The sequence below is a fragment of the Butyricicoccus faecihominis genome, from assembly GCF_024462775.1.
Classification (GTDB): Bacteria; Bacillota; Clostridia; order Oscillospirales; family Butyricicoccaceae; genus Agathobaculum; species Agathobaculum faecihominis_A.
This window is the reverse complement of the sequence record NZ_JANGCE010000014.1, coordinates 79,135-86,026: the sequence shown is the minus strand read 5'-3', so window position 1 is coordinate 86,026 and position 6,892 is coordinate 79,135. Positions and strand designations below refer to the sequence as shown.

6 protein-coding genes are annotated in these 6,892 nt (G+C 58.7%); all 6 read right to left on the bottom strand.

Going from position 1 to position 6,892, the window contains the following annotated elements:
- Window positions 1–155: 155 nt before the first annotated feature.
- Entirely contained in the window at window positions 156–575 is a 420-nt protein-coding gene (locus NE562_RS09155; protein WP_280962107.1) for a YjdF family protein, read from the bottom strand.
- A 335-nt stretch (window positions 576–910) separates the two neighbouring features.
- Window positions 911–1,852: a magnesium transporter CorA family protein gene (locus NE562_RS09150; protein ID WP_280962106.1), complete on the bottom strand. Its 942-nt coding sequence runs from the start codon at window positions 1,850–1,852 to the stop codon at window positions 911–913.
- A gap of 194 nt (window positions 1,853–2,046) precedes the next feature.
- On the bottom strand, window positions 2,047–3,180 hold the full coding sequence (ftsZ, locus tag NE562_RS09145) for a cell division protein FtsZ (RefSeq protein WP_280962105.1): 1,134 nt from the start codon (window positions 3,178–3,180) through the stop codon (window positions 2,047–2,049).
- Between the two features lie 198 nt (window positions 3,181–3,378).
- Window positions 3,379–4,404 carry a cell division protein FtsQ/DivIB gene (locus tag NE562_RS09140; RefSeq protein ID WP_280962104.1) on the bottom strand — a complete coding sequence of 342 codons (1,026 nt, stop codon included), beginning with the start codon at window positions 4,402–4,404 and terminating at the stop codon, window positions 3,379–3,381.
- An 18-nt stretch (window positions 4,405–4,422) separates the two neighbouring features.
- Window positions 4,423–5,559, bottom strand: a complete 1,137-nt coding sequence (murG, locus tag NE562_RS09135) for an undecaprenyldiphospho-muramoylpentapeptide beta-N-acetylglucosaminyltransferase (RefSeq protein WP_280962103.1) — start codon at window positions 5,557–5,559, stop codon at window positions 4,423–4,425.
- Window positions 5,560–5,697: 138 nt separating this feature from the next.
- A complete protein-coding gene (gene ftsW / locus NE562_RS09130) occupies window positions 5,698–6,882 on the bottom strand; it encodes a putative lipid II flippase FtsW (RefSeq protein WP_280962102.1) in 1,185 nt (394 codons plus the stop codon).
- Window positions 6,883–6,892 lie beyond the last annotated feature (10 nt).

The following is a 6,892-nucleotide window of genomic DNA, read 5'->3' as shown; positions in this document are numbered from 1 at the left end:
CCCATTTCGATCGAGAATTCCGGCTTCTGCGCGCGCCTTTTAGGCACACTTGAAGCCGGTTTGTATCAAAACCGAGATACTTGCTCCCGGTTTTGATGGATTTTATGCGCGCTGCGGCGCGAAGGGTGCTTTAACATGTCAAAACACCGGGAGGCTCAATGCCCCCGGTGCTTTTCTTTGCGCTTTTGCTGATGCTTGGCGTATCGCTCGGCTTGCTCGCGCTCGCGTTCCTCGCGGGTGCGGACGCGCCGCGCTTCCTTGCCCTGTTCGCGCTGGGCGGCAAGGGCCTGTTGCGCCTTGGTGCCCACGCCCGTCGCTTGCAGTTCACGCTTAACCGCGCGCTGCATGCGCTTCGGGTTGACGCGCCGCTCGCTTTGGCCATCGGCACGAACCGGCGGACTGAATCGAAGGCGCCGCCAATTCTGCAACAGAAAGGCGTACACCTCATAATCCCGCGGCTCCGCGCCAAACATCCACTTGCAGGCCTCATACCTGCCTTCCGTTTCCCGTTCGTAAACGCCGACCCAAAACGGATCGTCGAAAAAAACGGTCACACGGCTTTGAACCTTACGCATGGTCCATTCCTCCTTTAGGTATCGCTCTGCAAGGAACGGACAACCAAAGGAGGCAGGTTACTGACGGCGTTTCCGCCGCGCCCGGACTACCGACCGGACTGTGTTTTTATCCTTGCCCCTTCATTATATAGAAGGGCCTACGTCTTGTCAATCGCGCCGGATCACGGCAGGGCCAAAGGGGCAGCGCCCCGGGATGGTCCAATACACCAGCCGCCCCACACCGGCGGCGCGCAGCATGGCCTTATAAGCCGCATCCGTCCATTTGTACTGCGTTTTGCGGTTCGTCCAGTGCCTTCAAGCACAAAAAAACCGGCCAAAAGGCCGGTTTTGATCGTTTAATAAAGGTTGCGCTTTTTCATTAGATACCATGCGCCCGCGCAGGCAACCATGGAGATGATCAGGGGAATCCACCAGAACACATCGCCCGGAATCGCGCCGTTTTCAATATTCATACCATAAAAACCGAACACGATATTGGGAATGGTCATGATAATCGTCAGCACGGTCAGCACCTTCATGATGATGTTCAGGTTATTCGATACGACCGACGCGTACGCATCCATCGTACCGGACAGGATGCTTGAATAAATGCCCGCCATTTCAATGGCCTGCCGGATCTCGATCAGCGCGTCTTCAAGTATGTCGCGGTCATCCTCATAGAGCTTGAGCACCCGGCCGCGCAGCACCTTTTCCATCGTCACTTCGTTGCCCTTTAGGGAAGCCGAGAAATAAACCAGCGATTTGGACAGACCAAGCAGCTGGATCAGCTCCTCGTTCTGAAGCGAATCGTACAGGCGCTTCTCGATCTTGGTAAAGTCGCGCTCGATCATGCGCAGGTTTTTCAAAAAGCGGCCCGCCACGCGCAGCAGAATCTGAAACACGAAGCGCGTACGCATCGAAGTATGTACGCCCTTTACCGCGCCCTCCGCGATCGAGCGAAGGATCACGCTATCTTCGAGACATACCGTGATGACAGCCGCCCCGCCCACGACGATGCCCATTGGCAAGGTCGAAAACATCTGCTGGCCGCCCTCCACCGAATTTTTTTCGACCATCGGCACGTCAATGATCATGAGGAGCTGGTCCTCCTCGACTTCGACACGGGAGCTTTCTTCCGGGTCGAGCGCCGCGCGGACGAACTCTTCTTCCACGCCCGCGGCACCGGAGATCATATCGATCTCATCCGAGCTGGGGCGCACCATATTGACCCAGCAGCCCTCCTCAAAGGCGGAGAGCTCGGTCACTCTTCCATCGATTGTTTTGTAAAATTCTACCATTTCCTGCCACCTTTCTGCGGCAGGCTACCGGAGCGCCTCGCCGCTTATTCGTTTTCGATCAATACTTCGGGGTTCCGAACTCACGACGTTCACTCCTTTGTTACAAAATATCGAGACGTGAGGCGGCGGAAACAAATTTCCGCCGCCTCACGGGCTCTTCCATAAAACATGCGTTGGGCGCAAGCCCAGCGTTTTTACCGATCCTTATCAAAGATGCGCATCAGTACATCGAACGCGGCATCGTCGGAGCCGACCTCATTAGAGGGCGAGGGCTTGTCCTCCGCGGCCGTGGCGGTCGCTTCGGTGAACAGACCGGCGGCCTGCGCGGGTTCGTCCTTCTTGCCTTCTCCGCTCATGCGAGCGGAATTGGGCGCCTTATCAAAGCCGGTCGCAATAACGACGACGCGGATCTCATCGTCCATCTCATCATCGATGAAAGCGCCGAAGATGATGTGCGCGTCCGGGTGCGCGGCCTGCTGCACCATGGTCGCCGCGGTCTCCACTTCGTCCAAACCGATATCGTCCGAACCGATAACGGATACGATGACGCCGCGCGCCATATCGATCGAGGTTTCGAGCAGCGGGCTGGAAATCGCCATGCGCGCCGCTTCCGCGGCTTTATCTTTCCCAGCGGCGCGGCCGGTGCCGATATGCGCGAAGCCCGCGTCCTTCATGACGGAGGTAACGTCGGCAAAGTCAAGGTTGATGAAGCCGGGCACGGTGATCAGTTCGGAAATATTGGCGACCGCCTGACGCAGCACGCCGTCCGCGATTTCAAACGCGTTTTTGAACGTGATCTTCTGCTCGGATACAAACTTTAAGCGTTCGTTCGGGATGATGACAAGCGAGTCGACGTTCTTGCCCAGTTCGTCGATACCGCCGAGCGCCTGCTCCAGACGCTTTTTGCCTTCAAAGCCAAAGGGACGGGTGACAACGCCCACGGTGAGGATGCCCATTTCGCGCGCGATCTGCGCCACGACCGGCGCGGCGCCCGTACCGGTGCCGCCGCCCATGCCGGCGGTGATAAATACCATATTGGTGCCCGCGAGCGCGGCAGTGATCTGATCCTTGCTTTCTTCCGCCGCCTTGCGGCCGATCTCGGGGTTCGCGCCCGCGCCCTGACCCTTAGTCAGCTTTTCACCGATCTGGATCTTGGTATCCGCCTGCGAGTAGTTCAGCGCCTGCATATCGGTGTTCACCGAAATAAACTCAACGCCCTGCACGCCGCTGCTGATCATGCGGTTGACCGCGTTTCCACCGCCGCCACCGATGCCGATAACCTTAATGTTAACTACATTATCGAGGCCCTGTTCAAACTCAAAACCCATTCTTGCCATCCTCCGTTTATGATAAAGAATCTAACTGACTGATTAATTTTCGGTCTATGGGAAGCTGCGCACTTTCCCGCGCGCGGCCATATGTCCCTATTGTTTTAATTTTAACCCTTTTTGACTGGTTTTGCAACAGATATTAGTGAATTCCTCAAAAAAACTTTGAAATTTCTGTGCCATTCGACCAAAAGGCGCTTAAGCCCCGTCGTCTTCCCAATTTTCATCCTCCTGATCGCCTTGGTCGTCTTCGGCGTCCCCGGTATCGTCCGCGCCGTCGGTTTCGCCGCCGCCGTCCTCCATACCGTTCAGCGTTTCATCGGGTCCCGCGCCGTCCGCGCCGTTTTCCGTTTTTTGGCCGTTTTGCAGCGCCGTTTGGTCCACGCCATCCAGCGAAACCGCCGAATGCGCCACGTTCTCGGCCGCGTCCGGCACAAAGTGCAGCCGGTCCCGCGCGTCCCAATACAGCCGTCCGATGTCGGACGGGGATAGCCGGTCGCTGATGACGATGGATGCGAACCGCAAACGATAGCTCAGCTCGTCCACCGTGCCGACGCGAATGTCGAACCGCCCCAGATAGCCGATGCGGATATCGGTCAGCGATTGCAGGTTGATAAATTTCAGACCGCCTACCATGTCTCCCTCGCGCAGCGCGTCCAGCACGCACATCAACGCGTCGGCGTAAGCGTCGGTCGTGCGGTCGATCACCTTGCCGGGCTCCATGCCCATTAGCGAAACGCCGGTCGCGACCGGCAGGCCGCCGTCGTCCGCGCGCTGCTCCAGCACCTTGCCCTTGTCGCTTACGAGATAGTAGCCGCCGTCCGACGGCACGGCGAGCGTGGGCTTGCATTCGGTCACGGTCACGGTTAGCTTGTCCGGCAGCTTACGGCGGATCAGCACGGATTCCAGATAGGGGAACTTGGCCAGCAGCGCATCGCTGGTTTTTACCTTGTTCCAAAGATATAGGTTGTCCCCCACTTTCACATCCATACCCGATACGATCTCGGCCTCGGTATAACGCGTCGTGCCCGTCACCTCGATCGCGCTGACCTTGAAAAACACGGTCAGCGCGGTAATGGCGGCGGCAACCAGAATCAGCAGGAACGCCGCGCGCCCCACCGCGTGCAGAACGCGCTGCCGGCGGCTGGCCTGTCTGCGGCGGGCGGCGGGCGATTTCTGCCGCCGCCGTTTATTCCCGGGCGTTTTTTGTTTTCGTCGTTTCATGGTCTTCCGCCCTTTTGCTTATTTTTTACCCGATGCGATCGCCTGCATGATCTGGCGGTAGATCGTTTCGCTGGCGTCCGGAGAAGCAAGCCTCGTCGCCGCTCTGCCCATCGCGCGCAGCCGGGCGTCGTCCGACAGCAGTGCGCGGATCAGGTCGAACATCGTTTGCGGCAAAGCGTCCTTTTCCAGCAATACCCGGCAGCCTCCCGCATTTTCAAGCGCGCGCGCGTTTTTTTCCTGATGGTTCTCCGCGACAAAGGGAGAAGGCACCAAAATGCTGGGCCGCCCCATCAGGCACAGCTCGCCGAGCGTGGCCGCGCCCGCGCGGCACAAGATCAGATCCGCCGCGGCCATGCGATCGTCCATATCATAAATATACTCGACCAGTTGCAGGCCCGGGTGGTTTTCCAGATCGGCCCCCTGCTCCGCGGCAAGCTTCGGCAGCCACTCGCGCGCCGCCGCGCCTGAGGCGTGCACATGGTGATAGCCGACGTTGTTTTTGCATTCCAGCGCCAGCAGACCGGCCATATGCTCGTTCATATATTTGGCGCCCATCGAGCCCCAGAAAGAAACGACCAAGCGGTCATTTTCGGCAAGTCCGTACTTTTTTCTCGCTCTTTCGCGGTTGGCTGCGGCTATTTCACCCCGCACAGGTGCGCCTGTGACGATCACCTTGTCGCCGCCGCCGAGCGCCTTTTTTGCCTCTTCAAAGCAGACCAGCACGCGGTCGGCTTTTTGCGCCAGCATCTTGGTCACCTTGCCGGGCAGGGCGTTCACCTCGAGCAGCACCGTCGGGATGCCGAGCTGCTGCGCGGCCTTTACCACCGCGAACGAGGCATAGCCGCCGCAGCCGATGACGCAGTCCGGCGCGGCCTTCCGCAGCAGCCGCTTGGCTTTAGCTACCGCGGAAACAGCCAGCTTCGCCGCCTTTAGGTTGTGCGCGATGCCCTTCGGGCTCATCGAGCGCGAAAGACCGATGATCTCGATCGTATCGAGCGGATAGCCTTCGCGCGGGATCAGCTTATTTTCAATACCCCGCGCCGAGCCCGCGAAACGAATCACGGCATCCGGATGCTTCTGCTCAAAATAGCGGGCGATGGCAAGGCCGGGCGTCACATGCCCGCCGGTTCCCCCGCCCGTAATATACAACTTCAAACCAATTCCCCCCGTTTGCACCGCAAGGCCGGCATAAGCCTATCATACCCCCGCGCCGCAGCGCATCAAAAATAGAGAATTCCGGCTCGCCGGAATTCTCATAAAAAGGCCGAGCTCCGCTCAGTCTTTTTATTCCAATTATTCCGCCTGCTTCGCGTCAACCCGCATATAGCGTGATATATTCAGTAATATGCCCATCTCGCCCATCTGCATCAGCAGCGCCGTGCCGCCATAGCTGAAAAACGGCAGGCTCGCGCCCGTGACCGGGATAATGCCCGTGACGACGAACAGGTTCATCAGCGTTTGAATGGCGAGCTTGGCGGTGATGCCGGTGGCCAGCATGCAGCTGAACCGGTCGGGCGCGGCGCGCGCGATTGTAAAGCCGCGGTAGATCAAATAGGCAAAGATCAAAATGACGATCAAAGCGCCGATAAAGCCCATTTCCTCGCTCCACGAGGCAAAGATAAAGTCATTTTGCGGTTCGGGCAGATACAGGTGCTTTTGCCGCCCCTGCCCAAGGCCAAGGCCGAACAGGCCGCCCGAACCGATCGCGATTTGGCTCATCGAGCCTTGAAAGCCCTTATTCGCCATATCGATAAACGGATCGAGCCAGACGTTGATGCGGTCTTGCACATGCTCCAGCTGCGTATAGAACACCACGCCGAGCGCGCCGCCCGCAATGCCGACGGGGATAAAGTACCACAAACGCATGCCGGCCGCGAACAGCATAACGATCGCCATGCCTAGGATGATGATGGTAGCCGAGGTATGCGGTTCCAAAAACAGCAGGCCCGCGAACACGATAAGCAGCAGACCATACGGCCGCGCCATGGTTCTCAGACTGCGCACGCTCGATGGATCGCGCGCGATCCAGTAGGCAAAGCAGACGATAACGGCCAGCTTTGCCAACTCGGACGGCTGAAAGCCAAACAGCCAGCGCCGCGCGCCGTTGGTCACCGTGCCGATGCCGGGGATGGCCACAAGCACCAGCAGCACGACCGCCGCGCCCATGATCGGCTTATAAAACCGCGCGTAGACGCGGTAATCGATCTTGGAAATCAACATCATCGCGGCAAAGCCCGCCGCCGCGAACATGCCCTGACGGGCGATAAAAAAGGTCGAACTGCCGTAACGGTAATAACCGGTCGAATAGCTGGCCGAAAACAGCGCGATCAGGCCGATCACGAGCAGCAGCGTGATGGACAGCAGCAGTCCGGCATCCCACGTTTTGGCGCGCGCGCGGGCATGGGTACGGGCATGCGTACGGGGCAGCGTTTGCTGCCGCACCGCGGGCAGCCGTTCTTTGGTCGAAATAGTAGCCACGTAGGACACC

Bases quoted from the DNA above. Each gene is read 5' to 3' on its own strand.
- NE562_RS09140 (WP_280962104.1), bottom strand. From the start codon at position 4,404: ATGAAACGACGAAAACAAAAAACGCCCGGGAATAAACGGCGGCGGCAG.
- NE562_RS09155 (WP_280962107.1), bottom strand. From the start codon at position 575: ATGCGTAAGGTTCAAAGCCGTGTGACCGTTTTTTTCGACGATCCGTTT.
- NE562_RS09150 (WP_280962106.1), bottom strand. From the start codon at position 1,852: ATGGTAGAATTTTACAAAACAATCGATGGAAGAGTGACCGAGCTCTCC.
- ftsZ (WP_280962105.1), bottom strand. From the start codon at position 3,180: ATGGGTTTTGAGTTTGAACAGGGCCTCGATAATGTAGTTAACATTAAG.